This window comes from Rhodococcus sp. YH3-3, from assembly GCF_001653035.1.
GTDB classification, from domain to species: domain Bacteria; phylum Actinomycetota; class Actinomycetes; order Mycobacteriales; family Mycobacteriaceae; genus Rhodococcus_F; species Rhodococcus_F qingshengii.
Genome location: NZ_BCWH01000002.1, coordinates 627457 through 653001, shown reverse-complemented (window position 1 = coordinate 653001; position 25545 = coordinate 627457). Strand labels below are relative to the sequence as shown.

Annotated in this window: 28 protein-coding genes; 12 read left to right on the top strand and 16 right to left on the bottom strand. The window is 62.7% G+C overall.

The window, feature by feature from the left end:
* Window positions 1-147 precede the first annotated feature (147 nt).
* The 5 genes from YH3_RS15820 to YH3_RS15800 are packed head-to-tail and all read right to left on the bottom strand — an operon-like array spanning window position 148 to window position 3755.
* A complete protein-coding gene (locus YH3_RS15820; protein ID WP_064443694.1) occupies window positions 148-1722 on the bottom strand; it encodes a polyamine aminopropyltransferase in 1575 nt (524 codons plus the stop codon).
* Window positions 1722-2225 (bottom strand): DUF350 domain-containing protein, encoded by a 504-nt coding sequence (locus YH3_RS15815; protein ID WP_042448576.1) that lies wholly within the window; start codon window positions 2223-2225, stop codon window positions 1722-1724. The genes YH3_RS15820 and YH3_RS15815 overlap by 1 nt, the downstream gene beginning before the upstream one ends.
* Window positions 2222-2599, bottom strand: coding sequence for a DUF4247 domain-containing protein (locus YH3_RS15810; RefSeq protein WP_042448578.1), 378 nt, complete (start codon window positions 2597-2599; stop codon window positions 2222-2224). The genes YH3_RS15815 and YH3_RS15810 overlap by 4 nt, the downstream gene beginning before the upstream one ends.
* 26 nt (window positions 2600-2625) lie before the next feature.
* A complete protein-coding gene (locus YH3_RS15805) occupies window positions 2626-3126 on the bottom strand; it encodes a DUF2617 family protein (protein WP_042448582.1) in 501 nt (166 codons plus the stop codon).
* Complete coding sequence (locus YH3_RS15800) at window positions 3123-3755, bottom strand: DUF4178 domain-containing protein (RefSeq protein WP_042448586.1); 633 nt, start codon at window positions 3753-3755, stop codon at window positions 3123-3125. Before YH3_RS15800 ends, YH3_RS15805 begins: the two co-directional genes overlap by 4 nt.
* A gap of 171 nt (window positions 3756-3926) precedes the next feature.
* On the opposite strand from YH3_RS15800, the gene YH3_RS15795 reads away from it, so the two are divergent.
* Together YH3_RS15795 and YH3_RS15790 are read left to right on the top strand one after the other, a co-directional pair.
* Window positions 3927-5240, top strand: a complete 1314-nt coding sequence (locus tag YH3_RS15795; RefSeq protein ID WP_007729572.1) for a YhgE/Pip domain-containing protein — start codon at window positions 3927-3929, stop codon at window positions 5238-5240.
* A gap of 99 nt (window positions 5241-5339) precedes the next feature.
* Window positions 5340-6716 (top strand): NAD-dependent succinate-semialdehyde dehydrogenase, encoded by a 1377-nt coding sequence (locus tag YH3_RS15790; protein WP_039973099.1) that lies wholly within the window; start codon window positions 5340-5342, stop codon window positions 6714-6716.
* A gap of 118 nt (window positions 6717-6834) precedes the next feature.
* Here the strand turns inward: YH3_RS15790 and YH3_RS15785 are convergent, their stop codons facing one another.
* Window positions 6835-7113, bottom strand: coding sequence for a hypothetical protein (locus tag YH3_RS15785; protein WP_064443693.1), 279 nt, complete (start codon window positions 7111-7113; stop codon window positions 6835-6837).
* Between the two features lie 49 nt (window positions 7114-7162).
* On the opposite strand from YH3_RS15785, the gene YH3_RS15780 reads away from it, so the two are divergent.
* A complete protein-coding gene (locus YH3_RS15780; RefSeq protein WP_054188400.1) occupies window positions 7163-7606 on the top strand; it encodes a hypothetical protein in 444 nt (147 codons plus the stop codon).
* Window positions 7607-7610: 4 nt separating this feature from the next.
* On the opposite strand, the gene YH3_RS15775 is transcribed toward YH3_RS15780, so the two are convergent.
* Window positions 7611-8444: an alpha/beta fold hydrolase gene (locus tag YH3_RS15775; protein WP_064443692.1), complete on the bottom strand. Its 834-nt coding sequence runs from the start codon at window positions 8442-8444 to the stop codon at window positions 7611-7613.
* 74 nt (window positions 8445-8518) lie between these two features.
* Here YH3_RS15775 and YH3_RS15770 point away from each other — a divergent pair, with 74 nt between their 5' ends.
* The 5 genes from YH3_RS15770 (at window position 8519) to YH3_RS15750 (ending at window position 14412) form a co-directional block, all read left to right on the top strand.
* The gene (locus tag YH3_RS15770; protein ID WP_064443691.1) at window positions 8519-8998 is read left to right on the top strand and encodes a MarR family winged helix-turn-helix transcriptional regulator; all 480 of its coding nucleotides are present in this window, start codon (window positions 8519-8521) and stop codon (window positions 8996-8998) included.
* Complete coding sequence (locus tag YH3_RS15765; protein WP_003940006.1) at window positions 8995-9627, top strand: allophanate hydrolase subunit 1; 633 nt, start codon at window positions 8995-8997, stop codon at window positions 9625-9627. Before YH3_RS15770 ends, YH3_RS15765 begins: the two co-directional genes overlap by 4 nt.
* Window positions 9624-10487, top strand: a complete 864-nt coding sequence (locus YH3_RS15760; RefSeq protein ID WP_064443690.1) for a biotin-dependent carboxyltransferase family protein — start codon at window positions 9624-9626, stop codon at window positions 10485-10487. Before YH3_RS15765 ends, YH3_RS15760 begins: the two co-directional genes overlap by 4 nt.
* Before the next feature lie 46 nt (window positions 10488-10533).
* Window positions 10534-12084, top strand: coding sequence for a bifunctional 3'-5' exonuclease/DNA polymerase (locus YH3_RS15755; RefSeq protein WP_047272080.1), 1551 nt, complete (start codon window positions 10534-10536; stop codon window positions 12082-12084).
* A 102-nt stretch (window positions 12085-12186) separates the two neighbouring features.
* Entirely contained in the window at window positions 12187-14412 is a 2226-nt protein-coding gene (locus YH3_RS15750) for an MMPL family transporter (protein ID WP_064443689.1), read from the top strand.
* Between the two features lie 4 nt (window positions 14413-14416).
* On the opposite strand, the gene YH3_RS15745 is transcribed toward YH3_RS15750, so the two are convergent.
* The 4 genes from YH3_RS15745 to YH3_RS15730 are packed head-to-tail and all read right to left on the bottom strand — an operon-like array spanning window position 14417 to window position 16896.
* Window positions 14417-15262 (bottom strand): DNA-3-methyladenine glycosylase, encoded by an 846-nt coding sequence (locus YH3_RS15745; protein WP_064443688.1) that lies wholly within the window; start codon window positions 15260-15262, stop codon window positions 14417-14419.
* Entirely contained in the window at window positions 15259-15858 is a 600-nt protein-coding gene (locus YH3_RS15740) for a methylated-DNA--[protein]-cysteine S-methyltransferase (RefSeq protein ID WP_007729599.1), read from the bottom strand. Before YH3_RS15740 ends, YH3_RS15745 begins: the two co-directional genes overlap by 4 nt.
* Window positions 15855-16409, bottom strand: a complete 555-nt coding sequence (locus YH3_RS15735) for an RNA polymerase sigma factor (protein ID WP_082920593.1) — start codon at window positions 16407-16409, stop codon at window positions 15855-15857. The genes YH3_RS15740 and YH3_RS15735 overlap by 4 nt, the downstream gene beginning before the upstream one ends.
* A complete protein-coding gene (locus YH3_RS15730) occupies window positions 16396-16896 on the bottom strand; it encodes a methylated-DNA--[protein]-cysteine S-methyltransferase (RefSeq protein WP_003940613.1) in 501 nt (166 codons plus the stop codon). Before YH3_RS15730 ends, YH3_RS15735 begins: the two co-directional genes overlap by 14 nt.
* A 144-nt stretch (window positions 16897-17040) precedes the next feature.
* Here YH3_RS15730 and YH3_RS15725 point away from each other — a divergent pair, with 144 nt between their 5' ends.
* The gene (locus tag YH3_RS15725) at window positions 17041-17586 is read left to right on the top strand and encodes a hypothetical protein (RefSeq protein WP_007729604.1); all 546 of its coding nucleotides are present in this window, start codon (window positions 17041-17043) and stop codon (window positions 17584-17586) included.
* A 4-nt stretch (window positions 17587-17590) separates the two neighbouring features.
* Here YH3_RS15725 and YH3_RS15720 read toward each other — a convergent pair whose 3' ends face one another.
* The 4 genes from YH3_RS15720 to YH3_RS15705 form a co-directional block, all read right to left on the bottom strand.
* A complete protein-coding gene (locus tag YH3_RS15720; protein ID WP_030537223.1) occupies window positions 17591-18328 on the bottom strand; it encodes an SDR family oxidoreductase in 738 nt (245 codons plus the stop codon).
* The gene (locus tag YH3_RS15715; RefSeq protein ID WP_007729609.1) at window positions 18325-19350 is read right to left on the bottom strand and encodes a phosphotransferase family protein; all 1026 of its coding nucleotides are present in this window, start codon (window positions 19348-19350) and stop codon (window positions 18325-18327) included. The genes YH3_RS15720 and YH3_RS15715 overlap by 4 nt, the downstream gene beginning before the upstream one ends.
* Window positions 19347-20558 carry an acyl-CoA dehydrogenase family protein gene (locus tag YH3_RS15710; RefSeq protein WP_003940162.1) on the bottom strand — a complete coding sequence of 404 codons (1212 nt, stop codon included), beginning with the start codon at window positions 20556-20558 and terminating at the stop codon, window positions 19347-19349. The genes YH3_RS15715 and YH3_RS15710 overlap by 4 nt, the downstream gene beginning before the upstream one ends.
* Before the next feature lie 75 nt (window positions 20559-20633).
* On the bottom strand, window positions 20634-22412 hold the full coding sequence (locus YH3_RS15705; RefSeq protein WP_007729612.1) for an ABC transporter ATP-binding protein: 1779 nt from the start codon (window positions 22410-22412) through the stop codon (window positions 20634-20636).
* 95 nt (window positions 22413-22507) lie between these two features.
* Between YH3_RS15705 and YH3_RS15700 the strand changes: the two genes are divergently transcribed.
* Window positions 22508-23095, top strand: coding sequence for a TetR/AcrR family transcriptional regulator (locus YH3_RS15700; protein WP_030537226.1), 588 nt, complete (start codon window positions 22508-22510; stop codon window positions 23093-23095).
* Here YH3_RS15700 and YH3_RS15695 read toward each other — a convergent pair.
* Window positions 23030-24565, bottom strand: a complete 1536-nt coding sequence (locus tag YH3_RS15695; RefSeq protein ID WP_064443687.1) for a LuxR family transcriptional regulator — start codon at window positions 24563-24565, stop codon at window positions 23030-23032. The two genes, YH3_RS15700 and YH3_RS15695, sit on opposite strands and share 66 nt — an antisense overlap.
* Before the next feature lie 171 nt (window positions 24566-24736).
* On the opposite strand from YH3_RS15695, the gene YH3_RS15690 reads away from it, so the two are divergent.
* Both YH3_RS15690 and YH3_RS15685 read left to right on the top strand, forming a co-directional pair.
* Window positions 24737-25111, top strand: a complete 375-nt coding sequence (locus YH3_RS15690) for a PLDc N-terminal domain-containing protein (protein WP_007729621.1) — start codon at window positions 24737-24739, stop codon at window positions 25109-25111.
* Complete coding sequence (locus YH3_RS15685; protein WP_007729624.1) at window positions 25108-25545, top strand: DUF6325 family protein; 438 nt, start codon at window positions 25108-25110, stop codon at window positions 25543-25545. Before YH3_RS15690 ends, YH3_RS15685 begins: the two co-directional genes overlap by 4 nt.

Sequence of the window (25545 nt, the reverse complement as noted above, 5' to 3'; positions counted from 1 at the left end):
GATCACCTCTTCTTCATGAAAAGCTGCGAATGCTTCCTGCGCTTCATCGTGAGCAACCGAACTCCCGGTGCGTGCTCCTCGATCCGAACAGTCATCCGTACCTCCGTCGTGGCCGAGAGTCTCGATTCAAGCTACTCGGTCGGGAGTTCAGCGTTCATAGCCCTTGCGCATATCGTCGACGATGCGTGGCCGGTCGAGCGTCGAGGGTTCCAACTCCCGCCTCGGGCGATCGCGAGGAAACACCGAGGCCGACGCCAGCGTCGGCTCGTCGAGGAACCGTAGTTCCGGCACATCAGCGGGCAGACGAAGCTCGGGCGGCGTGGAACCTCTTTGCGCGAGCACATATCCCCAGTCACCGAAGCTCGGCACGAAAACGTGATAGGGCGAGACGCTCAGTCCGACAGCCGATACCGTCGACACCGTTCTCCAGTACGCATCCGGTGTCGAGTACGGGCTGCCGGACTGGACGACCATCAGCCCGCCCGGATTCATCGCGGCAGCGGCAAGTCCGTAGAACTCCATCGAATACAAGCGGCCAAGTGCGGGGGTGTCGGGATCTGGGAGGTCGACGATCACCGCATCGAAACCCGGTTCCGGACGCTCTCGCAGCCACCGAAACGCGTCGTCGAGTACGACGTCCACCCGTGGATCCTCGAGCGCTCCCTCGTTCAGATCACGAAGACGCGTGTTGGCCAACTCCAAGACTGCCGGATCAAGTTCCACTTGAACGATCTGCTCGACGCTGCTCATTCGCAGCACTTCCCGTGCAGCGAGGCCGTCACCGCCGCCCAGAATCAGCACGCGCCGGGGGTCGTTCACCAGGGCCGGATACACCAGCGACTCCGTGTACCGATGCTCGTCGACACTGGAGAACTGCAGGTCTCCGTCGAGGAACAGGCGCACGTCGTTCCCCCGCTCGGTGACGACGATTTCCTGGTACACCGATCGCTCGGCGGCCACCACGGGATCGGTGTAGAGCCGCTGCCTCGACGTGGTCTCGATGTCCGAGGCCGCGATCAGCAACCATCCGATCAAACTTGCTGCCAACAGCATTGCGACGACGGCGATCGATCGTGCGCGCAGGCTGAGCTGCCACCGAAGGAGTATCAGCGCGACCACTGCCGCAGCCACGAGATTGATCATGCCGGTGAGTGCGGCACCGCGAATCATTCCCGCCCACGGCAACAGTACGAACGGCCACAGCAGACCACCGATCAATGCGCCGAGGTAGTCGGCGGCATTGAGGTTGGCCAGTACCTTTCCGGTGCTCTGTGCGTCGTTGTCGCTGCGACCGGACTGCAAGAGCGTCATCAGCAGAGGCACTTCGGCACCGACGAGGATGCCGATCAGCGCGGTCGCCGCCACCAGAACTGCTGCGCTGGAACCGAAGAACGTGAAGGTCACGTACAGCGTGACGGCACTGAATCCGCCGATCAGCCCGAGCAGTATCTCGACCGTCACGAACGAAACGGCAGCGTGTCCCAGCAGAGGTTTGGCGGCCAGCGCTCCGATACCCAGAGCGGCAACAAATCCCGCGACGATCAACGACGTCTGGGTGATGCCGCCGCCGGTCAGACTCACGCTGAGTGTCAACAGGGCCAGCTCGTAGATCAGGCCACACGCAGCGCACGCCGCAACAGCCGCAAGGAGAAGGACGCGTGCGCGCGGGCCGAGCATCGTCGAACGCTCGTCAACTGTCACATCGGGATCAGCGGCAACCATCAGGTGAGCGCTGCGGCGTTCACCAAACCGATGGACAGCAAGCTCACACCCACAGCCCACGCGGCGCCACACATCTTCGGATCCTGCACCAGCGCAACCAACTTGCCGGGAAGGAATGCGTTCATCAATCGCAGCGCGATCGCTTGCAACACGATCGCGAACAGTCCGTACACCGCGGAGTCGGCGAGTCCCTGAGCAAAGCCGTCCGAACTGGTCAGGATAGCCGTCACCACGATGATCGCCAGCGCAAGATGATTGGAGGCCAACAGAATCGCAGCGTTCGGGTTCTTGTCGACGTAAACCTGGTGGCGGAGATTTCCGGGTGTCATGAGGTCGAGGACCAGGAATCCCGTCGCCAGAACCGCTGCACCGACGACGAAGTAGGCGAGGGTGCCGAGAACGCCCCCGACGAGCAATGCCGGATCCACCGTTCCGATCTCGACGGAAGTGGATGCAAAGATGTTCGTCACGCCGTTCTCCTTCTCATTGAGCATTACCGTCATTTGGCACTACCCGAGCCGCCGCTGCCACTGCTTCCACCCGCCGGGGATCCCGGGTTGAAGCCCGGTCCCAGGTACGCGTATCCGCCGCTGCGATACGTGCCGTCGATGTCCTCTACCTTGATGGTGCTGCCACCGCCCGAAGCCGAACTGACAGTGACGATGTCGTCGTCGTAGCGCAGGTATTCGTTGCCGCCGTCAGCACTTCGCGCCGCTGGTTCGTCCGCGTCGACAATCCGTGAGACGGTCGTGCCCACTGGATCTTTCGACGAGTACAACACGACGTCGCCATCCTGGGACGTCTTGGAATAGTTGTCCGCGATGAAGTCTTTGGCTCCACCACCGCACGCCGACAACATAATTGCGGCCGCCAGCATCACCGGAGCAAACCACGTCCGCCCCCTCACGGGCGCCACCTACTGCGCGTCTTCACGATCACTCCTGTCCCCTCCCCCGGGTACAAATGCCAACTCTGCCAACTCCACCCCTGGCGGTCTCGCACGCCACACAACGCGGTCAACGCTGTGTCGTCGCCGGGAAAGGATCCGCAGATCCAACCGTCCTGGCCGGCGGACTCTCTCAACGATGCAGCTTCCGAATCGAATTCGACTCGGTCCAGGATCAGCGAGGAAGACTCGAACCGGTAGTTTTCCGTGGACTCCACTGCCGGCAAGGGTTCACCGCCGGCGGCAAGAGCATCGCACGAAACCTGCTCGGTCAGTTCCTTTCCCGACGCCCAGGCCGTCACCACGTGCGAAGCCCCGAGCACTCCGAGTGTCAGCGTCGCGTCGGAAGTTCCGATCACCAACTCGGCGAGGGTCGGTGGCGCAGGAGCTCCCAGTACCAACCCCAGTGCCGAGGCATCCACGTCGGTCGGCTCCACGTCGAGTAGATACAGGCTCATTCCGGGGGGCCCGAGTGGATGACAGTGAGTTCGCTGCGAGTGACCGCCCGTCCCGTGGAAACCTCCCACGACTGTCCGCGCGCCCACTTCTCGAATGCAATCAGGCCGGTCTTGTCTGCGGTCGCATAGTCCGCGTATTCCATCGAGCCGGAAGGGGCCGTACCCGTCGTACCCTCGGCCGTGAACTTCGCCGTTCCACTTTCGATCTTGCGGTGAACCTTGTCGTCGAGAATGACGTCGCCGTTCGGGACCAGGTTGGTTCCTTCTCGACGCATCCAGAGAGTCATCTCCAATTCGCCCTCGTCGTCCTCGACCGTCAACCAACGACGACCGGTCGAACCGTCGAGAAGGTGCTCACGCCAGATGTACCCCTCTTCGTCGAGCGTGATGGTCCCTCGAACAACATGGTCGATACCCGCGTACGTGATGATGTCGCCGACCCCGATCTTGTGGGGGTCGTACACCTCGGGATAGTCGGCGAGCGGGTCGACGCGAGCACTCGGCTTGCCCTGGCGTCCACGCAGGACCACAAACACGACGGCAGCGATCACTACGAGTATCAGGACAACTATCAGCACGTTGGTCAACGGTTTCTCCGAAATCGTCTCGGCAGGGTTGCCGCGGGCCATACCCTACCGATCCGTTCTCAGCCTTTTCGGATGAGACTGCCGGCAATCCGGCCTGTCGCCGACCGGACAGGTCTCCAGCGCCGCGGGCAGATCGAAAGACTGCCCCGGCGCACCTTTGCGTTTACGCTCAGCCCGAGGAACTCCGCGCGAACGAAAGCCGGTCGACTGACGATGAGCAAGAACACGGAGCCGTCTGCCCGCACCGTCATGCACACACCACGATTCTGGTTGACACCATTGATAGTGGTCACCCTCTTGATGTCTGCGCTGGCAGCGTTGTACATGGGCGGAATACTCGACCCCAAGAAACACCTGGACCAGTTCCCGATCGCCCTGGTCAACCAGGACGAGGGCGACACCCTCCCCGGTGGCGACCCCGCCGACCGCAAGAACTTCGGAAACGACATCGTCGCCGGCCTCGAAAGCGGAATCGACCACCAGAAGATCGACCTGCAGCAGATCGGTATCGCCGAAGCCCAATCGCGGTTGAACTCCGGCACGCTGTACGGCGCGATCGTGATTCCCAGTGATTTCACGAAGAGGACGATCATCCTGGCGGAGGCCAGCGTCGTCGCCGGTGACGTAGAGCAACCGATCATCACGATCTACACCAATCCTCGCGCCGGTTCCGTCTCGGCATCGCTGGTCCAGTCGATCGGAACCACAGCCCTCGCCTCGGTCAACAAGAACATGGGCGAGCAACTCACCGCCCTTGTCACCGCGCAGTTGGAAGCGGGAGGCACCGGAACCCAGATCTCCGGAGCGAGCCGCCTGCTGCTCGAAAACCCGGTGAACGTACTCACGGTTGCCCACGATCCGCTTCCCGACGGAACCGGATTCGGTTTGGTGGCATTCTATTTCGCGCTGCTGTTGGTCCTTGCGGGATTCACCGGAGCAACCGTGGTCAATTCCTTGGTGGACGGCATGCTCGGATACGCGCCTACCGAATTCGGTCCACTCTTCGTTCAGAACGACGTTGTGGGTATCAACAGGTTTCGAACGCTGCTCGTCAAATGGGCATTCATGATCGTGTTGTCCGGCATAGTCTCCGCGTTGTTCCAGTGGATCAGTCGCGCCCTCGGAATGCCGGTCACTCACGGGCTTGCATTGTGGGAGTACGGCGCGCTGGTCATCACAGCGGTGGGCATCACGGCGATGTCGGTGATGGCCGCGTTCGGCTCGTTGGGCATGTTGATCAACCTGTTCGTGTTCGTCATTCTCGCGCTGCCCTCGTCCGGTGGCACCATCCCCCTCGAAGCCAGCCCCAGGTTGTATGCCTGGCTGGCGCAATTCGAGCCGATGCACCAGATCTACATGGGCACGCGATCGATCCTGTTCTTCGGCGCACGCGGTGAGGCAGGCCTGCTGCATGCCGTCTGGATGACGTTGGTGGGGCTACTGATCGGCGTCGTACTCGGCATCGTGACCACCCGTTTCTACGACCGCAAGGGCTACGAGCGCACCCATCGTCCCAAGGTGGCGTGACATGGTACCCAGCCGGGATTTGATCGAAACCTGTTGAGCCGATTCAATGTGATCGCGCGTTTCGGGAATCTTCGAGCCCCTTCCGCACGTTGTACAACTATGGCTAATTACAAAACAGTCAATCCCGCGACAGGTGAAACCGTCAGGGAATTCGATACTTTGGATGACGCCGGAGTTGAAGCCGCACTTGCGAACACGCATCGCGGCTACTTGACCTGGCGCAACAGTGCGCCACAGCAGCGTGCGGCAGTCCTGAGCAAGACCGCCGAACTGTACACAGAGCGCGCAGACGAACTGGCCCGAATGATCTCCTTGGAGATGGGTAAGCCGGTCCGCGAGGCCAAGGGCGAAGTACAACTCTCGGCCGCGATCTATCAGTGGTATGCAGACCACGGTCCGGCACTGCTCGAGGAAGAACGACTCGACGTTCCCGGGGCCGAGGAGTCGGTTGTGTACCGGCGACCGATCGGCGCTCTCATCGGCGTCATGCCGTGGAACTTCCCGTACTACCAAGTCGCCCGCTTCGCGGCACCGAATCTGATGCTCGGTAACACGATCATTCTCAAGCACGCATCGAACTGTCCGCAGTCGGCGCTGCTGATGGAAGAGATTCTGCGACAAGCCGGATTGCCGGACGACGCCTACGTCAACGTCTTCGCGACCAACGAGCAGATCGCGGACATGATCGCCGATCCCCGAGTTCAAGGTGTGTCACTGACCGGCAGCGAACGCGCCGGAACCAGCGTCGCCGAAACTGCCGGACGCAATCTCAAGAAGGTCGTCCTCGAACTCGGCGGATCAGACGTGTTCATCGTCCTCGATTCCGACGACATGGATGCCACCGTCAAGTCCGCAACCAAGGCACGTCTGTCCAATGCCGGCCAGGCCTGCAACGCGGCCAAGCGTTTCATCGTCACCGAAGATTTCTACGACGACTTCACCAACAAGTTGGCGACGTCCTTCGAATCCGTCACTGCCGGTGACCCGTTGGACGAATCCACAGTCTTGGGTCCACTCTCTTCGCAGAGCGCGGCAGATACTCTGATCGAGCAGATCGACGACGCTGTGTCCAAGGGTGCCACGCTGCTGACCGGTGGAAAGAAGATCGACGGCCCGGGCGCCTACGTTCAACCGACATTGCTCGCAGACGTGACACCGGACATGCGGGCCTACAGCGAAGAACTGTTCGGACCTGCCGGAGTCGTCTACAAGGTCAAGTCGGCCAGCGAGGCTGTGGAACTTGCCAATTCGTCGGTCTACGGTCTGAGCGGATCCGTCTGGAGCAGCGATCTCGATTCCGCCCGGTCGGTCGCCGCAGATCTCGACGTGGGAATGGCGTTCGTCAACGAGCACGGAACGACGTTGCCCGGTCTGCCCTTCGGCGGAGTCAAGCGCTCCGGAGTCGGCCGCGAGCTGGGTCCGTGGGGAATGGACGAGTTCGTCAACAAGAAGCTGCTCCGCGTCTCGAAGAAGTAGTTCGACACAGAAGTAGTTCGACACAGAAGTAGCTCGGCGCAAAGGAAGGCCCTGACCTCGATGGAGGTCGGGGCCTTTCCTCATAACCCACGGACCAGCAAGCGGGTCCGCTGCCTGGTCACTCGCTTGCCAGAGTGACACTCCCACGAGTGAGGCTCCACCCGAACCTCGTCGCGATGACAGCTGACAGCCAGCCCATCAGCGCACCCACCAGTGGAGCAGCGACGGCGGTGTAGATCGCCTCGCTGGAAACACCAACCGACACGGCGGAGTCACCGACGAAGGCGAAATCGGTTCGGGAGGCGAAGGACGCCCACTCGATCAGGCCGGAGACAACAATAATCAGGAACCCCAGCAGGAAGCCGAAGCCGGCCAGCAGAACGTGAAGTGCGCGCATCCGGTCAGTCTGCCTGTAACGCCCACCCAGATAAAACCGACCTGCTGGTATGACACTTTCACGTATCGCTCGCACTTCCGTGATCGCCGCCGCCCTCTGCGCGGGCGCAGCCATCTGTTCCGCGACGTCAGCTTCCGCGGACGTAGTCGACGTCACGATCCTTCCGGGTCTCAGCAGCGGACCGACGACGCCGTACGGAGCGGGCTGCACATATCTGGTGGTTGCCAGGACAGCAGCGTTGAACGAGCCGAACGTCTCGATTGTCGACATGAACCGGGCGTCGACCATGTTCCCGCAGGAATTGATCTGGGACACCGTCAATCCTTACTTCACCTTGCCGGTGGTGCTCGGCCACGCAGTCACGCTGTGGACTCCGACCGCACCCGGTGAGCACTCCCTGATGGCCTACCAGACGTCCGCGGGCGGGCCGGTCGCAACGGTCATGGTCAATCCGGCCACCCCGATCGGTCCGGGGTGCGTCGTCGCACCCTGATCCGCTAGCCCTCCAAGAAGTCGACGAGCACCCGGTTGACTTCATCGGCGGGAACCATCGGAATGCTGTGATGTGAAGCATCTTTCAGCACCTCGACGCGTGCTGCAGGTACCCTCTGCCGCACTGACTTCGACACCGTTTCCGCATCATGCACCCGTCCGTCCTGCGCGAGGACCACCAGCAACTCGACATCCAGTGCGCTCAAGTCCTCCTTCGACGGACGTCGAGGCACTACGAGATCGGGTCGCGGTAGATCCGAAGTGCCCACTTCCACAAGAGACAGCCAGTCGGAGTCGATACTCAACTCACCTGTCTCCCAATCCAACAGTCGCCGTCGGCGTGCTCGCGACGGGGAGAGCAACAGCGGAAGCGCACGCAGAAGGTAGCCCGCCTTCATGCCGGAGAAACTCGAATTAGGATCGAGCAGAACAAGTTTCCCGACACGATTCGGTCGATGCAGCGCAAAGGCCAACGCAATCATTGCGCCATAGGAATGTCCGATCACATCAACGGTGCCGGCCCCGGTGCAATCGACTATCGAGTCCATCCACTCGATCAGATCGTCGACGGACTTCATCGGATCACCATTCGGAACGCTCCGCCCGGCATCGCCCATGGTGTCGACAGCAAAGACACGCCGGGATTTCGACAGCGTCGCAACATTGTCGAACCACACCGTCGAAGTGGCACCTCCCCCGGACAGAAGGATCAACGGCCGCGAGTCTGCATGCCCACAGACGTTCACATGCGTGTTACCGAACCGCCCCGCGAGATCCACACCCAGCGGTTTCTGCGGCCATTTGGTCAGTACAGCGTCGTATGCGCGATTGAAGTCCATCCCCCACCCCCATTTCTCTCGATTATCGAGATAGTAGACAATCAAGAGACAACACACCAGGGCTGGAGGCATCCTTGAGCGTCGGCGATGCAGAAGACGAAGCGATGGCGATCGTCCACTCGCTTCGCGCACTTTCCGTCGACTTGAACGTGGCGGTTTCCGGCTTTGCGAACAAGTACAAAATGCACTCCACCGACGTGCGCGCGTTGATCTGCCTTCTCGATGCCGAGCGCTCGGACGCACCGGCGACACCAGGCTGGCTCGGCGCACAGCTGGGTATCAACTCGGCGTCGGTGACCGCGCTCGTCGACCGGATGGTCAAAGCGGGCCACGTAGCTCGGGAGCGAGACTCAGCAGACCGCAGGCGGGTGCTCTTGCAGGTCACACCATCGGCGGTCACTCTGGGCGAGAGTTACTTCGGCCCACTCATTTCACGGGCGGTGAGCACCCTCGGCAATTTTACCGCCACAGAGCGAGCCACCATCGCGAGTTTCATCGCCGCGATGCGAGCGGACGTGGAGCGGACTCGAGTCGATAGGGAGCCCTCCCGGTGACTCGCATACTTCCCGCGGGAGAACGCGCATTGCTCGTGGACTTCGATTCCGAAGCTGGCGTTCTAGCGTTCACCGAAGCACTGACGCGTAACACCCCGGTCGGGGTCGAAGACTTCCTCCCCGCAGCTCGCACGGTCCTGGTCACGTGCACCCCGGCGGCAGATCTCACGTACGTCCGGAAGCGCTTGAACGATCTCGAGCAGACCGATTCTGCGGCGACCACAGACGAGCATTTCGAGACGGATGCACTCACCATCGCCGTCAGGTACGACGGGCCCGACCTCGACGACGTCGCACAGTCACTTGGTATGAGCCGATCCGAGGTGGTTGCGGCCCACACCGGGGCAATGTGGCGTTGCGCCTTCATCGGATTCGCACCCGGCTTCGCCTACCTGACTTCAGGCGACACTCGGCTCGACGTTCCGCGTCGAACGCAATCACGAACCGCTGTGCCTGCCGGTTCCGTCGCCCTGGCCGCTGGATACAGCGCGGTCTACCCGCGTGCATCACCGGGTGGCTGGCAGATCATCGGGAGCACCGATGCCGTGATGTGGGATCTGAACGCCACACCACCGGCCACCGTTCAGCCCGGCAGACGCGTGCGCTTCGTGAACGAGGAACAACGATGAACGGTCTGGAGATACTCGACACCGGGCCGCTGAGCCTGATCCAGGACCTCGGACGGATAGGTCATCTTCGCTCGGGTGTCGGGGTTTCCGGTGCGGCAGACAGGCGATCTCTCAGGCTTGGCAATCGGCTCGTCGGCAACAACGAGGGCGCAGCCGGTGTCGAGGTCCTCCTGGGTGGGCTGAGTCTTCGGGCGCAGCAACCGACAACGATCGCGTTCACCGGTGCGCCGGCACAGGCCTACCGCGACGGCATTCCGGTCGGGCATTCGAGCGTGATCGATCTGCGGGCTGGTCAGACCGTCCGCCTGGACTACGCACCGAGTGGACTGCGGACGTATCTGACCGTCCGAGGCGGCATTGTGGTTCCCGAGATCCTGGGATCGCGCAGCACCGACACGATGTCCGGGATCGGTCCGGCGCCTCTCGAGCCTGGTGTTTTTCTACCGATCGGGCCATCGCCGACCACGTTCTCAGCCGTCGACCTCGCACCGGTGCCGCCGATGGCAAACGAGACTCTCGCCATTCGAGTGGTGTTCGGTCCTCGCGCAGATCGATTCACCAACCCCGTAACACTCCTCCATGGCCGATGGGCGATCTCGACCGACTCGGACCGAATCGGCGCACGCGTCGATCGCGTCGGCGCCGACGAACTACTTCGAAGAACAGACGACACCGAACTGCCCACCGAAGGCGTGGCACTCGGATCGATCCAGGTCCCACCCAGCGGCCAACCTGTCGTGTTCCTCGCCGATCACCCCATCACCGGCGGCTATCCGGTGGTGGGAGTGGTCGCGGACGCAGATATCGACCGACTCGGCCAAGCCCGCCCGGGTCAACACATCCGGTTCGTCAGGGCCTGAGCACGCCGAGCGATGGCGTGTCGGACCCAGCCGTCACACTGATGTCGTGCGAGTTGTCCTGGTCCCCGGTAGTACGACGTCCACGGGAGCTGTGACGGCAACTGTCCTACGGACCGATCCCGCTGGAACGCCGCTCGCCGATCCCGTCGAATACCCCGACCTGATCGCAGCGGTACGCACCATCGAGGAAGCCGAGCACCCGCGGTGGGTGTGGCCGAGTACGGCGACCGTGTACCCACCTCTACTGCGGGCAGGCGTACGGGTTCAACGGTGCCACGACATCTCCCTGACCCGCGCGATACTCGGAATGCGCGCCGGCAAACCGTCACCGCCCGCCGACGAGTTCGACGACGATCGACTCGGACTCTTCGACACTGCACCCGTTCTCGATCCCCTCGCCGTCGTCACCGAATTCGCCGAGCAGCGCGCAACCATCGGCGCGGACGCTCGACTGGACTTGTTGATCGCAGCAGAATCGGCCGGCGCTCTCAGCGCCGCCGAGATGACGCACACGGGCCTTCCGTTCTCGACGCAGAAGCATCGCGAACTCCTCGAAGAACGGCTGGGGCCGCGGCCGACGGGATACGACCTCCCCGCACGCATGCAGGAACTTGCCGCCCAGATCAGCGAGGTCTTCGGGCGCACCGTCAATCCTTCGTCTTCGGTGGAGATCACCGAGGCGTTCGGACGTCAGGGCATCGAACTACCGTCGACGCGCAAGTGGTTTCTGCAGGAAATCGATCATCCGGCTGTGCCGCTGCTCCTACGTCACCGCGAACTCGCCAAGCTGTACAGCACCAACGGTTGGCAGTGGATGGACAGTTGGGTGCGGGGCGATCGATTCCGCCCGATCTACGTTCCCGGTGGTGTCGTGTCCGGCAGGTGGGCGAGCCGGGGCGGCGGGGCCCTCCAGATTCCTAAGACCATGCGCTCGAGCGTCGTCGCAGATCCGGGCCACGTGTTCGTCGTCGCCGACGCCGGTCAGCTCGAACCCCGAATTCTGGCCGCCATGTCCGGCGACCGCCGCATGATGGCTGCCGCCGGCGACGACGATCTGTACGCACTTGTCGGTGCAGAAGCCTTCGGCGGGGATCGCGCAAAAGCCAAGGTCGCAATCCTCGGAGTCCTGTACGGGGCGACGGCGGGTGAAGCCAAAGCACTGCTCATCTTGTTGCGGAAGCGATTCCCGGTCGCCGTCGAGTACGTCGAGCAAGCTGCCAAGGCAGGTGAGCGCGGCGAGGTGGTGAAGTCACTGCTCGGCCGGGCCTGTCCCCCACCGTCTCCCGACTTCTACTCCCACGGCGACGCTCACGCCCGCGGTCGTTTCACGCGCAACTTCGTCGTGCAGGCCACTGCGTCCGAGTGGGCGCTGTGCCTCCTGGCCGACCTCAGGCGCCGCCTCGCCGAAGATCCGGACGGCGAGTTGGTCTTCTTCCAGCACGACGAGGTAGTCGTGCATACCCGCAACCCCGAAACCGGTACCGCGCACGTGCTGGCCGCAGCTGCTTCGGCAACTCGATTGTTGTTCGGCGACACAGTCGTCCGTTTTCCCATGGACGTCGCAGCCCGCGAGACATACGGCAAAGGCACTTCGTAGCGTCGTCAATTCCACGCCAAGTGGTTCCACCGCGCCCGTATTGCGTGTTCTACTGGAAAACGTTGCTTTGTTGGTGCTGGTCGACTGCGTTCGAGGAGAACCATGACCAAGCTGGACACAACTGACGCAGAACGGAACGAGCGCGGAGCCGTGAAGCGCCTTCGCGTGCCGATCTTCACCGTGATCGCCCTTGCGATCTTCGCCTTCGTCGCAGGCGGATTCGGCGGTTCTTTCCAGGGCAAACTCGCCGAGGTTCAAAAGAACGACAACGCCTCGTACCTCCCGAGTTCCGCCGAATCGACAATCGTCAGCAACCAATCCGCGAACTTCCTCGCAGTCGAGACGATCCCTGGATTTGTTCTGTTCCATAGAGATTCGGCCCTCACCGAGGCGGACAAATCTGCAATCAACTCGGCCTACGGCGCCATTGCCGGCATCTCCGGGGTAGACGCCGACGGTATGCAGCCCACTCAGTACTCCGCCGACGGCACAACTGCGTCGATCTTCGTGCCACTCGTGGCCAAAGACGGTGACACCGCCGTGGCAGGCGATGTCCTGGCGACCACCGAGCAGAACGTCATCGACGCAGCAAAACAAGCAGCTGGTGATGTCGAGGTACTCCCAGCCGGGCCAGGTGGGCTACTCGTTGCGTTCATCGACGCCTTTGCCGGTCTGGACGGAGCGCTCCTTGGCGCGGCACTCCTGGTCGTGATCCTCATCCTGCTTGTCGTGTACCGATCGCCGGTGTTGTGGTTCTTCCCGCTGTTCTCCGCGCTCCTCGCCATCGGTTTGTCGTCGATGGTGATCTATTTTCTCGCGAAAGCCGAATTACTCACTCTGACCGGACAGTCTCAAGGCATCCTTTTCGTGTTGGTGATCGGTGCCGGTACCGACTACGCCCTACTCTTGATCTCTCGCTATCGCGAAGAATTGCACACGTATCCCAACCGCTTCGACGCGATGATCAAGGCCTGGCGCGAGTCTGCGCCGGCCATCACCGCTTCGGCTGTCACCGTGATTCTCGGTCTGCTTTGCCTGACGTTCTCTCAACTCAACTCCAACAAGAGCCTCGGACCCGTCGCCGCCATCGGGATCGCCTGCACCTATCTGGTGATGATGACGTTCATGCCGGTCGCTCTGGCCGCCACCGGACGGTGGGTCTTCTGGCCGCGCAAGCCCAAGGTCGATCACGCCGCAGACCTTACGACGCACGGGATGTGGGGCAAGATCGCCGAGGCCGTCGGTAGCAAGGACCGCCCACTGTGGATCGGCGCCACAGTGTTGTTGATCATCCTGTTCGCGGCCGGGATCGGCAGTCTCAAAACCGATGGCCTGACGTCTACCGAAAGCTTCACCAATCGTCCCGACGCCGTTGTCGGACAGGAACTCTACGACTCGAAGTTCGATCCCGGAGCCGGCGCACCGGCCGTGATCACCGCAAACGCCGACCAGGCCGACGCCGTCATCAAAGCAGCCAGCGGCGTCGAAGGTATCTCGCAGGATCCCGGCGCCGTCTGCACCCAGGTGGACGTCGCGAAGGTCAGCGATTTGATCAAGACCAACCCCGCTGCCGTCGCACAAGCCGCCGCTGCGGGTTGCGCCCCTGCGGCTTTCACCGTTGCACCGATCGACGGCCGAACCATGATCAATGCAACCCTCGCCGACTCCTACGATTCGCCGCAGGCACTCGAAACTGTCAAGCGACTGCGGACTGCCGTCCACGACGTGCCCGGCGCCGACGCGCTCGTCGGCGGCAGCACGGCCACCACCCTTGATGTCCAGGCGGCCTCGGTCCGCGACAGAAACCTGATCATCCCGATCGTGCTGGTGGTGATCTTCCTGGTTCTGGCCGCTTTGCTCCGCGCTCTGCTGATCCCGGTGATTCTCATTGTCACCGTGGTGCTTTCATTCGCGGCGACCCTCGGTGTGAGCGGATTCTTCTTCACACACGTATTCGGGTTCGCCGGGGCGGATCAATCGTTCCCGCTGTTCGCCTTCGTCTTCCTCGTCGCGCTGGGTATCGACTACAACATCTTCCTGATGACCAGAGTCCGGGAGGAGACCGGAGAATTCGGCACCCGTGCAGGTGTACTGCGCGGTCTTGCGGTGACGGGCGGTGTGATCACGTCAGCCGGAATCGTCTTGGCCGCAACATTTGCCGTACTGGGCATCCTGCCACTGGTCTTCCTCGCCGAGATCGGATTTGCCGTGGCCTTCGGCGTGCTGCTCGATACGATCATCGTGCGCAGCGTCCTGGTGCCGGCACTCTCTCACGACATCGGGAAACGTATTTGGTGGCCGTCCGAACTGGCGCGCGCGAAAGACTGACCGACTACAGAAACGCTTCCTTGGTCCACAGATGAAAGAGCGCGTAGGCTCGCCAGGGTCGCCAGCGCTCGGACAACGCTGCGGCTTCTTTGGCCGTCGAGACCCCCAGCGCACGTTTCAACACCAGATCATCGGGCACGAATGCGTCGCGATCACCGAGAATCCGGACGGTGAGATAGTCAGCGGTCCACGGTCCGATCCCCTTTAGCGCCAACAGCTCTCGCCGAAATTGGACAGGATCCGCATTCCAGGAGAGGTCGAGGCCGTTCGCTGCCGCAGTTGCCAGCGTGTGCACTGTTCTTGCGCGCGCTGTGGTCAATCCGACGGCTTTCTGTATGCCCTCGGTTGATTGCGCTGCAACCGCGTCCGGATCAGGGAAGGCAAGAAAATCCCCTTGCACCGGCGCTCCGAATGCGCTGACAAAACGACCACCGAACGTCCTCGCCGCGCCGAGCGAAACCTGTTGTCCCAGAACAGTGAGCACTGCGGTCTCGAACCCGTCCACCGAACCGAGCACACGCAATCCTGGACGGGCGGCAACAAGTGGGGCCAACAACTCATCACTACCGAACGCCGCTTCGACAGCAGTGTGATCGGCGTCGAGGTCGAGCCAACGGCGCACGATCACCTCCAGCACTGCGGAATCCGCTACCGGCACATCGGAATCCACGACGACACCGTCGTCGGTCCACGACACCGACACGACAACGGGTCCGGAAGGCAACGGTACGACTCTGGTGTGAACACCGTCGTCGTGACGCTCGAGGCCTGCGACGCAGTGAGCCCGCAGGGCACCGGTGAGCGGTTCGACTGCATAGGGCGCCTGAAAGCGCAGCGTCACTGCGCTCACCGGCCGGCTTCCAGATCCAGCAGAATCGCTTTCAGTTCGGGGCCACCCGCGTACTGCCCGAGGCTGCCGTCGCTGCGCACCACCCGGTGACACGGGACCACCAACGGCAGCGGGTTCTTTGCACATGCGGTCCCTACGGCACGCACCGCACGTGGGCTTCCCGATGCTGCCGCGACCACCGAATAGCTTGCAGTGTGGCCGTATTCGATCTCGGGAAGATGACGCAACACTTCGCGTCGGAACCCCTTCGCGAGTTGGAAGTCCAAGCGCAGATCGAATTCTCGACGCGCACCGGCAAAGTACTCGTCCAACTCGCGAGCGACAGTGTCCAGCCTGCGCGGGTAATGAAGCACACGGGGGCTGACGGTGTCCGCCAAACGTTCCAGAACGAGGTCGTGCCCTTCGACGGCAAAGGCAACCCGCACCAGGCCGACATCGGTCGCCGCCAGGAGCAGCTTTCCGACCGGCGAATCGACGGTTCGATATGCCACGTCGATCAATTCAGCTTCGGACGCCTGCGCAGCCAGGCGCGCCCGTAGGCGGATCATGGCGTCAGCGTCAACGGCTGGAAGCGCCTCGAACACATCGTTACTCATGAGTGACTCCCTTCCGCAGCGGTAGCGGACAAGTAGGTTCTTCGTAGTGTGGCGATACCGTCGGCACCCGCGCGTCTGGCGGCTGCCGGCGTGTTGCCGAGGATGTCCGCGATCTCTGCGTACGGCAGCCCACCCAGAAAGTGATAGGCGACCGCCGCACGTTGTTTGAGTGGTAGTTGTTCGAGTGCGTCCCAGAGTTCGTGATCCCACGTGCCCGGCACGCCGATTCGCGTCGCCAACTCCGGAACGTCGTCTGTCGGCACGGCCACGCGGGCACGCACTCGGGTGATGTCGATTGCCTTGCGGTGCGCGATGGTGACCAGCCAGGCTTCGATGTTCGCGTCCGGGTTCAGATCCGGGTATGCCCGCATCGCCGCGATGAACGTCTCGGACCACGCGTCCTCGGCGTCGACGGGCCCGACCACCGCGCGGCAGACACGGAGGACCACTGCACCGTATTCGGTCACGACGTCTTCGAACGGTTTGAGTGTCACGACCGGTAGACGTTCCCGATCACCGAATTGTGAGCCGAGCGCATCAGAAGAGGACATCCGATTCGCCGCCGTGCTCGCGGTCGAGTAGGAACCGCTTACGTTCGAGGCCGCCGGCGAAACCGGTCAGACTTCCGTCGCTACCGACCACGCGATGACAGGGAACGATGATGCTGATCGGATTCTTGCCGTTTGCCGCGGCGGCAGCACGGATCGCAAGCGGGTTACCCAAAGTTTGCGCGAGCTCCATGTAGGTCCAGGTTTCGCCGTACGGGATCGTTCGCAAGGTGTCCCACACCCGCTTCTGGAACTCGGTACCCACGGGCGCCAGCGGCACGGAGAACTCCGTGCGATCACCCTCGAAGTACTCGGTGAGCTGCGATTCGACTTCACCGAAGACCGCCGAGGAACGATCACCGAACGTGGACTCGTCCGGCTTGTGGCGATGCTCCGCCATGTACAGACCACAGAGGTCGTCACCTGCTGCTACCAGCGTCAACGCTCCGATCGGCGAGTCGATCACAGTGTGCGTACGGATAGCCGTCATGTCTCGATCCTTCCAGGTTGCGCGGTGCGGCAGGCAGCGGGTGAAGTGATTGTCCGCGCCGGCACCGACACCTCGAAGACGCCGCGGGCCTCGTGAATGTGAGATTTACCTGTACTTTGACGTCACATCAGGCAGTATCGAGGGATGGCTCTAGTTTTGCCCGGCAGCTCCACCGTCGTCCGCTCCGTCGGCGACGTGGTGCACTGGTCCCTGTCCACGGTCGCATTTGCGGTCACCCTGCCCACTCGACTCGAGGCGCTCCTCTTCTCGGTCGAGAGGTTGGTGGCGCGCATCAACCAGATCGCCGACAACGCCGACCGCGTCGTCATCGGAGCTGCCGCCGTGACCGTTCGCGCTGAGACACTGGTCGAGGCCGTCGAGCAGACGTCGGACATCGCGGGTCAACTCCTCGAGATCTACGAGCCCATCGCCCTACAGCTCGCGCCGCTGGCCGCCAGGTTCGCCGACGACCTTTCCGAGGCAGAGGTCAGCGCCGCGATCAAGCTGATCGACCAACTACCGGAGCTCACCGACCGGGTGGCCGCGGTGTTGCCCATCCTCGGAACCTTGGACTCCGTCTCGCCCGAGATCCACGAACTCCTCGGAGTGGTCAAGGACCTGCGGCAGGCGATCGTCGGGGTGCCTGGCTTTCACTTCTTTCGCAAGCGGGGCGAAGCCAAGCTGGATTGAAATTTCAGGCGGAGTAGCCGTTGGTCCCGGCCCGCGCCATGACGACCTTCGGAACGACCGCTCGAGACGAGAGCTTGAGCAGACCGTCCACCAACTCCACGATGTCGTCGACCTTGATCATGGTGTCCGGTGTGATCCGATCGTGTGTCCATGCCGACATGTCGGTGTCGACGTAACCGGGAGCGATGGCCGTCGCACTGACGCCGTTTCCGGATTCCTCGGCGTTGAGTGCCTCGACCATCGAAATCAGCGCAGCTTTGGTGGCTCCGTAGACGGCCAGGCCGCTCTCGGCATACACACCGGCCATCGAGGCGAGAGCGATCACCTTCGCTCCGCCGGCAAGGTCCGCGTCCGCCGCTGTACGCAGGAGCGGCAGCGACGCTTGCAATAGTGCAAACGGTGTTCGGAGATTGACGGCAACGGTCTTGTCGAAACGTCGCATCGGGTAATCCGCTACTCGCCCACTGGTTCCCACTCCGGCGTTGAGGACGAGAGCCCTCATGGAGCCGAATCGCTCATTGTGTGTGGCGACGAGTGCTGCGGCGAAGTTCTCGTCCGCCATGTCGCCGGCCGAGACGACGACGTCCGGCGATCCGGCGCGGGTAAGTTCTTCGGCGACAACGGCGAGCCGCTCGGTATCACGCGCTGTGATGGTCAGCCCGTACCCTTGCGAAGCCAAGCGTGTTGCGATGCCGAGCCCGATTCCCTTGGAGGCGCCGGTGACCAGTGCTGATCGAGTCATTCGAATTTCCCTTGCAGTGCGTTGAGTCCGGCCGAGATCAGTTCCGGCACAGAAGATCCAGCCTTGTCGAATCCCCCGCCGACGGTGGCTCCTGCTCGGAATCGGTGATCGATGCCCTGCGCCACGACGGCGAGTTTGAAGAACCCGAGCGCCATGTAGAAGTTCCAATGCGCCAGTTCACGACCCGACACGGACGAATACCGTTGCGCCAGATCGACAACGGACGGTAGCGACGGGCTCGTCCACGCAGCAGGCTCACCCAGAACCAGATCCAGCGCGGGATGCCGATAGACGCACATCATCGCGATGTCCGCCAGCGGATCGCCCAGCGTCGACAGTTCCCAGTCCACCACTGCGGCAACCTTGGTGACGTCGTTCGCCGCGAGAATCGTGTTGTCGATCCGGTAGTCGCCGTGCACGATCGACGAGGCTGATTCCGCCGGAATCAATTCCGCGAGGCTCGACGCCAACCTGTCCACGTCGGCCGAGTCCTCGGTCTTGACGCGTGACCATTGACCGGCCCACAACTTCACCTGGCGGGCTACGTAACCGTCGGGTCTGCCGAGTTCGCCGAGACCCACTGCGGTGTAGTCGACGTCGTGCAGTGCAGCGAGAACACGCACCAACTCGTCGGTGCACTGCGTGACCTGCGCTGCCGGAACAGCTTCCAACTCGGTTTTGGTTCGGATCACTTGACCGGTGACGAACTCGACCACCGTGAACGACGCACCCATCACCGAGGCGTCCTCGCACAGCACGACGGTCGGCGCGACCGGCACGGCGGTGTTCTGCAACGCCGAGGTGATTCGGAACTCACGCGCAACGTCGTGCGCCGACGGCGTGAGGCCGGCCGTGGGTGGACGACGGAGAATCCACTTCGAGTTGTCGTCGAAGATTCCGTAGGTGAGATTGGATTTGCCGCCTGAAATCAGTTCGGCTCGCAACTCACCGCTCACCTCGACGCCTGCGGCTTGCAGATACTTGTGGAGCGCCGCGAGATCGAGTCCTGGAAAGTCCGTCACTTCGACTCCTCCCGAGCAGCGCGCTTCGCAGCTCCGACAACACGTTTCGCAATTGCCCAGCGATGAACCTCGGACGGGCCGTCGTAGACGCGGAAGGGACGCACTTCGCGGGACAAGCGTGCCAGCGGCAGATCGCCGGACACGCCCATTCCGCCACACATCTGAATGGAGCGGTCCACGATCCGGAAGATCGCCTCGGCAGCGTAGGTCTTGGCGATGGACGTCGCGTTGCTCGCGTGCCCGCCCTGATCGAGTTCGAAGCAGGCCTGCACCAGAAGTGCGCGGCTGGCTGCGATGTCGATCTCGTTGTCGGCGACCATCTTCTGGATCATTCCGAGATCACCGAGTTTCGAGCCGAAGCCTTCTCGTTCGGCAACCCTGGCCACGGCGACGTCGTGGCCGCGGCGCGCTGCACCGAGCCAGCGCATCACGTGCGTCATGCGGGCGGGACCGAGGCGAACCTGCGCGTAGGCGAAACCTTGATCGACCTCACCGAGAACGGCCTCGTCGGGTACGAAGAGATCCTCGAACGTGACCTCGCAGTGCCCGCCGATCATGGCCTTGTCGAGGGTGTCGATGTGTCGACCCACTACCAGGCCGGGAGTGTCCGTCGGCGCCAGGAACATGGTCGCTCCGCCGCGCTGCCCGGGCTCACCGGACGTGCGCGCCATGATGATGAAGAACCCGGCGCCGTCGGCGCCGGTGATGAACCATTTCTTACCGTTGATCTTCCAGCCACCGGGGACTTTCTCGGCGCGGGTGTTCAAAGCCGAAGGATCGGATCCCGCTCCCGGCGCGGGTTCGGTCATGGCGAATGCCGACCGCATGTCCCCGCTTGCGAGCGGCGCGAGGAACTGCTGCTTCTGTGCTTCGTTCGCCACGTGGGCCAGCATGTGAACGTTGCCCTCGTCCGGCGCCGCGATGTTGAGCGCCGTCGGCCCGAATAGCGAGTAGCCGGCTTCCTCGAAGACCGGCGCGCGATCACTCATGTTGAGTCCGTGTCCGCCGTACTCGATCGGCGCATGCGGGGCGAAGACACCGGCTTCTTTTGCTGCCGACTGCATCTCGATGCGGATTGCATCGCCACCCGCTACAGCGATGTCACCGGCGTGTTCGTCTTCGATGGGGAGCACTACGTTGCGCGTGAAGTCGCGCGTCTTCTCGATCAGCGCCACCACCTCGGGCGCGTACGTCAGATCGATTGCCACCAGCCACCTCCGAAAGAACATCCCGACCGAGCGATCGCTCGGTATCAGCACTCTCGCACACGCCGACGCGTCGGGTCAACAATCCTCGAGCATTGCCTCGCCCTGATCGAGCCGGCCGGCAACCACCATGTCGCGGTACAGATCGTCCTTGTCCATGAGCTCGTCATGGTTGCCGATGTTGCGGATCCGACCGTCTTCCATGACCACGATCCAGTCGGCGTCACGCACCGTCGAGAGCCGGTGAGCGATAGTCACCACGGCCCCGGTGCGCGCACGTTCGTTGATCGCGTCGACAATCGCGGCTTCGGTGAGCGTGTCGACCTGGGCAGTGGCTTCGTCGAGCAGAAGCAAAGCACTCGGCCGCAGAACTGCGCGCGCCATCGCGATCCGCTGACGTTGGCCGCCCGACAGCGAAGTGGCCGTCAGAGCGGTGTCGAGTCCGTTGGGCAGGGCCTCGATCGCGTCGTCGAGCCGGAGCAAGCGCAGAACGGCCTGGACTTCTTCGTCCGTCGCATCGGGATGGCTGAAGACGACGTTCTCCCGAATCGTTCCGGGCACCACCGGTGTCTCCTGCTCCACGTATGCGAGACTCTCGCGCACAGCGCGGTGATCGAGCGCGTCGTAACCGACTCCATGCAGGAGAACCTCACCCGATCGCGGTTCGACAAATCGCAGCACGGTCGAGAGCAAGGTCGTCTTTCCTGCACCCGACGGGCCGACGATGGCCATGTGCCCACGCGTCGGAATGACCAGCGAGACATCGCGCAACGCCGGCTGGTTCGATCCGTGGTAGCTCACGGTGACGTCGCGCAACTCGATCAGCGGCGCGGCAGCGTTGGTTTTCGCGACCACGTCCACGACCTCGTCGTACTGCTCGGTGGGCAACGACTGCATCTCGCGAATCCGGATAGCTGCCGCGATTCCCGACTGAACGGAGGTCACGTTCTGCGCAAGCTCCGACACCGGCCCCATCAGGGTGAAGGCGTAGAGCAGAAACGCGATTAGCGTCGAGACTGCCATTTCGCCGTCGGCGACTCGCCAGGCACCAAAGCCGAGGATGGCAATGATCGATCCTTGAATGGCGGTCCACGCGACAGTCCACGCGGTTGCCGACACTCGAACTGCCGTGATCGCATGCTTTTTCGCATCGGACGCATTGTTCGTCACCAGAGCGCCGACGCGATCCTCGGCGAGGGAAACTTTGACCGTCCGGATCGCACGCAAGCCACCCTCGAGTACGCCGCCGAGCTGACCGAGCGATTCCTGGGTTCGCGCTTCGGCTGCGGAAATCCGAGGCATCAGAACGGCAAAGAGTATGGAGGCGAACACGATTGCCACCATGGTGACGCCCAACAACGGCAGATCCAGTACGCCCATCAGAACAATCGTTCCGATGGTCAACGCGGCTGCGTTCAGAATATTCACCGCGGCCGACGACGCAGCCTCCCGCAGCAGCAAGGTGTCAGACGTGACCCGGGTGACCAATTCACCCACGGATCGCGATTGCAGCGAAGGTACGGTCGCCGCCAGGAATCGCTTCACCAGCGACGACCTGGCGTCGAAGACAACCTTCTCGGCGGCGGTTCCGAGAACGATCCACTGAGCACAACCGAGCACGGCACCGACGATCAGAAGGACGACGAGCGTGAGGATAGGTCCTTTCAGCGACGCACCGGTATCGAGGGTGTCGAGAACCCACTTGGTGACCATGGGCGTTGCCAGCGTCGCCGCGGAGCCGCACAGCGCCAGTACCAATCCGAGAAGGAGCGACGGCAGATGCGGTCGAGCGAACTCCGAGAGGACGCGGAGATTGCTCCATTTCGGTGCGGGCTGAGAAGCGTCGGATTCAAGCATGAATTTATGGAACACGAATGTTCCATAAAGGGCAAGAGAAATTCCGATTCGGAAACACTGGATACCGAAACCGGACACGGCTACGCTTCGGATTCGTGACAACGATCCACAGCGCACCAGAACAAAGCGCGACCCGCGAGCGCACACGGAAGGCCATCCTCGATGCTGCCGTTTCGGTGTTCGCATCCAAGCCTGCTGCGACCCTCAGCGAGATCGCTTCGGCCGCAAAGGTCGGCCGGACCACTTTGCACCGCTACTTTCCCGAACGGTCAGACCTGGTCGACGCAGTCGCGGCCGAGGCCACCCGCGCCGTCGGAGAGGCAGCAGCAGCAGCTCGACTCGGCGAGGGTACGGGAGCCGAAGCGCTGGTTCGCCTGTGCCATGAATACTTCGAACTGGCCGACCTCTTGACGGTCCTGTTCTTCACTCCCGGTGTGTATCAGGAAGATTCGTTTGCCGAGTCCGCGTCGAACGACGACTCAGTCACCGATGCCATCGAGCGCGGACACTCCGACGGTTCCATCGACCCCGACATGGGTTCGGACTGGGTGCAGAACCTGCTGTGGTCACTGCTCTACACGTCGATGGACTACGTGAACCGTGGTTCCGGGACGCGCCTACAAGCCTTGGACCTGACGGTTCGCAGCCTCCGCCGCGGAATCGCCCCCGATCCCGCGGTCTAGGTTGTCGGCTGCTTGAACAGCGGCACGCCGTTTGGTCACGCCTAGTTTGCGGTAGATCGAGCGAATGTGAGTCTTCACAGTGGGATAGGCGATGCCGAGGTGCGCAGCGATCTCGTCTGCAGTCATCGTAGTTCGCAGAAAAGTGAGGATCTCTTTCTCACGTTCCGTCAGGACTCCGGCGAGTTTGGCAGAGAGCTGGCCCCGTTTTTCCAGAATCGTGCACAGGAGCTCCTGGTGTCTCGACCCCTGTGTTGCGTGCGCGTTCAACAGATCGACGATTACCGGATCGCCGCTCAGAAATGGGGCGAGAATCCGCTCGGGGATTGCTTCCGCCAGCGCACGATCCAACTGCTCGTGCGCCTGCGGTCCACGCCCGGCGACGGAGCTCAGGGCGGCAGACGTGACAAGGGTGCTCACCAGCGCATATCGCGGCAGCGCGGCCGAGGTTGCCAAGCGAAGCGCTTGAGCCGACGGTTCCGGATCCCCCATGACTCGGTAGAGCTCCGCGAGAAGCGCGTGAGCGACCGCAGCACCTGTTCTGGTCAGCGTGGGCATTGCGATGCGGCGAGCTTGCTCGTCCTGTCCTTGAGCGTGGGCGAGCCAGGCCGTGGTGACGCGCCGCAGCGTATCCCAAGGAATGCCGTGCTTGTCCGCAGTGCTCACGCCTCGCAGCAGACGAGCGGCGTTGTGGTACCGGTCTTCCCGGTTCAGAGCGATCAGGCTCATCACCAGGTACAGACGGGCGAGCGCCTCGAAATTGGTTCCAGGGCTGCCCTCCTCGATGATCGAGTCGAACTGAGCGATCGCCTCCTCGAAGTCGCCACGCCAGTAAGCGATGCACCCCCGATTCGACTGTGGGAGACCACCTTCGAAGCGTTCCCAATCGGACGCCACATCTCGCGCAGGAAGGCCGTCGAGGATCTGTTCGGCTTCGGTGAATGCTCCCGCGTGGGTCAGCGCAAAGGCCAAGTTGGACTGTGCAAGACGCAATGTCTCCGTGCGCGACTGCAACTGCGCCTCGTCGCTGGCGGAGCGAAGTAGCGCGATGGCACGAGGAAGGTCACGACGAAGCCTGACCTCGGTCCATCCGAGGAGGAAAAGCGCGGACGGGTAATCGTCCTCGGGCTCGCACTGGGCGAGCGCGTGACGCGCGCGATCGGCGATGACGGCCTTGGTCGAGGTGTCCGGAGCGAGCAGCAGGTCGGTGAAGCAGACGACAAAATCGTCGGACGCCACCCGCAGACCCTGCCCGCGGAGAAACTCAGCGCCGTACGGATCACCGCTGAGATCGCGGCAGCACGCCCGTATCAGCAGGATGTGCGGATCGTGGGGATCGGGATGAGCAAGGCAGAGCTGCTCGAGTTCCCTGGTGTGAGATTCGAGAATCAAACGAAGCCAGTTTTTCCGCAGGACTCGTCGAGCCTGCTCCGCCTCACCAGAGGCGAGTGCGTCACGCACGGCTTCGATCATGTGTCGAAGATACTCGAGACGTTCGATGTCCGTGGAAATCCGGTCTCATCCGCTTCGGATGAGACCGCGATCGAAGCCTGCGGAAACCAGTGAGAATTGCCGGAATCAACCGAAATGCGTGAGTCAGCGGAATACCGTGTGCGCAGGCCTTACACGAAACGGATAAGACACATGAGCTTCTGGGAAAGCCTCGGCTGGATGCTGTGGGCGACCGTCTTCATCGGATATCTCTTCGCACTGTTCGCGATCATCGCCGACCTGTTCCGCGACCACAAGCTGAACGGCTGGTTGAAGGCCGTTTGGGTGTTCTTCCTGCTCTTCCTACCGATCCTGACCGCCCTCGTCTATCTCGTCGCCCGCGGCGAAGGGATGACGGAACGCAGCAACAAGGCCGCACGCGACGCCGAGAAGGCCGCCGAATCGTATATCCGCGAGGTCGCGGGGAAGAGCCCCAGCGAGGAGATCGCCGCAGCCGCAGCACTGCTCGAAGCCGGAGCGATCAGCGAGGACGAGTTCGCCGCACTCAAGCTGAAGGTCCTCTCGTGAGTGCCGCGCGTTTCGGCCCCGTCGACTTCTACCTTCTCGGCCTGCCTGGGCAGAGCCTCGACCCGGCCGCGCTCTCCGCACTGACCGACCTTACGGATACCGGCCTGGTGCGGCTGCTCGATCTGATCGTCATCTCCAAGTCCGAGGACGATGAACTCACCCTCATCGAAGTCGAGGAGTTGCCGAACGGCTTCGAGATCAACGTCGAGATGCTCGGCGCGTCCGGTCTGCTCGGGCATGAGGACATCACCGAACTCGCGGCAGCCATTCCCACCGGCGCTGCAGCGCTGCTGGTCGCGCTCGAGCTGGTCTATCAGCGCGAACTCGCCGCCCGCACCGCTGCGTCAGGCGCGGTGCTACTGGGTTACGAGCGGATACCCGCACCCGTCGTCAATGCCCTCATGGACACGATCATCCCGAAATTGGAGGTCTGA

Coding starts and splice junctions, on each gene's coding strand:
- YH3_RS15820 (WP_064443694.1), bottom strand. CDS start 1,722: ATGGTTGCCGCTGATCCCGATGTGACAGTTGACGAGCGTTCGACGATG.
- YH3_RS15815 (WP_042448576.1), bottom strand. CDS start 2,225: ATGACGGTAATGCTCAATGAGAAGGAGAACGGCGTGACGAACATCTTT.
- YH3_RS15810 (WP_042448578.1), bottom strand. CDS start 2,599: ATGCTGGCGGCCGCAATTATGTTGTCGGCGTGCGGTGGTGGAGCCAAA.
- YH3_RS15805 (WP_042448582.1), bottom strand. CDS start 3,126: ATGAGCCTGTATCTACTCGACGTGGAGCCGACCGACGTGGATGCCTCG.
- YH3_RS15800 (WP_042448586.1), bottom strand. CDS start 3,755: ATGGCCCGCGGCAACCCTGCCGAGACGATTTCGGAGAAACCGTTGACC.
- YH3_RS15795 (WP_007729572.1), top strand. CDS start 3,927: ATGAGCAAGAACACGGAGCCGTCTGCCCGCACCGTCATGCACACACCA.
- YH3_RS15790 (WP_039973099.1), top strand. CDS start 5,340: ATGGCTAATTACAAAACAGTCAATCCCGCGACAGGTGAAACCGTCAGG.
- YH3_RS15785 (WP_064443693.1), bottom strand. CDS start 7,113: ATGCGCGCACTTCACGTTCTGCTGGCCGGCTTCGGCTTCCTGCTGGGG.
- YH3_RS15780 (WP_054188400.1), top strand. CDS start 7,163: ATGACACTTTCACGTATCGCTCGCACTTCCGTGATCGCCGCCGCCCTC.
- YH3_RS15775 (WP_064443692.1), bottom strand. CDS start 8,444: ATGGACTTCAATCGCGCATACGACGCTGTACTGACCAAATGGCCGCAG.
- YH3_RS15760 (WP_064443690.1), top strand. CDS start 9,624: ATGAACGGTCTGGAGATACTCGACACCGGGCCGCTGAGCCTGATCCAG.
- YH3_RS15750 (WP_064443689.1), top strand. CDS start 12,187: ATGACCAAGCTGGACACAACTGACGCAGAACGGAACGAGCGCGGAGCC.
- YH3_RS15740 (WP_007729599.1), bottom strand. CDS start 15,858: ATGAGTAACGATGTGTTCGAGGCGCTTCCAGCCGTTGACGCTGACGCC.
- YH3_RS15735 (WP_082920593.1), bottom strand. CDS start 16,409: ATGTCCTCTTCTGATGCGCTCGGCTCACAATTCGGTGATCGGGAACGT.
- YH3_RS15730 (WP_003940613.1), bottom strand. CDS start 16,896: ATGACGGCTATCCGTACGCACACTGTGATCGACTCGCCGATCGGAGCG.
- YH3_RS15725 (WP_007729604.1), top strand. CDS start 17,041: ATGGCTCTAGTTTTGCCCGGCAGCTCCACCGTCGTCCGCTCCGTCGGC.
- YH3_RS15720 (WP_030537223.1), bottom strand. CDS start 18,328: ATGACTCGATCAGCACTGGTCACCGGCGCCTCCAAGGGAATCGGGCTC.
- YH3_RS15705 (WP_007729612.1), bottom strand. CDS start 22,412: ATGCTTGAATCCGACGCTTCTCAGCCCGCACCGAAATGGAGCAATCTC.
- YH3_RS15695 (WP_064443687.1), bottom strand. CDS start 24,565: ATGATCGAAGCCGTGCGTGACGCACTCGCCTCTGGTGAGGCGGAGCAG.
- YH3_RS15690 (WP_007729621.1), top strand. CDS start 24,737: ATGAGCTTCTGGGAAAGCCTCGGCTGGATGCTGTGGGCGACCGTCTTC.